Annotated in this window: 2 protein-coding genes; both read left to right on the plus strand. The window is 39.3% G+C overall.

The window, feature by feature from the left end:
• Window positions 1-130: 130 nt before the first annotated feature.
• On the plus strand, window positions 131-640 hold the full coding sequence (gene secB, locus H4J50_RS18970; RefSeq protein ID WP_108454719.1) for a protein-export chaperone SecB: 510 nt from the start codon (window positions 131-133) through the stop codon (window positions 638-640).
• A gap of 3 nt (window positions 641-643) precedes the next feature.
• A partial coding sequence (locus H4J50_RS18975) for a 2-dehydropantoate 2-reductase N-terminal domain-containing protein (RefSeq protein ID WP_182257703.1) occupies window positions 644-838 on the plus strand: 195 nt, incomplete at its 3' end.

Raw genomic sequence — 838 nt, forward strand, 5'->3', positions numbered from 1 at the left:
GTTGTGACGATTTATTTGCATTACATGCTCAAGAAAAATTAGCTTCACTTTTGGCCTCTGCGTAAAAGTGAAAATATCTTAGAATAAAATGCCAATAAATAATGGCGTAAAAATATAAAGGAAGAACAACATGGCTGACGAAATTCAAAACGGCGCAGAAGCGACAACTGAGCAACAAGCTCCACAATTTGCTATTCAACGTGTTTATACAAAAGATATCTCATTTGAAACGCCAAATTCTCCAGCAATTTTTCAAAAAGACTGGAAGCCTGAAGTACAGTTAGATATTGATACTAAGTCGACTAAATTGGGTGATGATACTTATGAAGTAACATTGTCGTTAACTGTTACGGCTAAAGTTGAAGAGCAAACGGCTTTTCTAGCTGAAGTACAGCAATCAGGTATTTTTACTATTGGTAACTTACCAGAAGCGCAATTAGCCCATACTATTGGCGCATTTTGCCCAACAACATTATTCCCATATGCTCGTGAAGCTGTTGCCAACCTAGTTAGTCGTGGTTCATTCCCACAAATTAACTTAGCACCAGTAAACTTTGAAGCATTATTTGCAAATTATGTACAACAGCGTGCAGCACAAGCAAATGCTGACCAAGCGCCAGCAAGTACAGAAACTCATTAATTTATGAGCCCTGATTCTGCTGCAATTTCGGTTATTGGCGCTGGCTCTTATGGTACAGCGCTGGCAATATGCTTAGCGCGAAATGGCCATAAAACATTGCTTTGGGGACGTGATGAAAATCATGTTGCTGAAATGGCGAGCTCGCGTGCGAATGAAAAATATTTACCGGGAAGTTCTTTTCCTGAAACATTAGTCGTT

This window comes from Colwellia sp. 6M3 (assembly GCF_014077595.1).
Taxonomy (GTDB): domain Bacteria; phylum Pseudomonadota; class Gammaproteobacteria; order Enterobacterales; family Alteromonadaceae; genus Cognaticolwellia.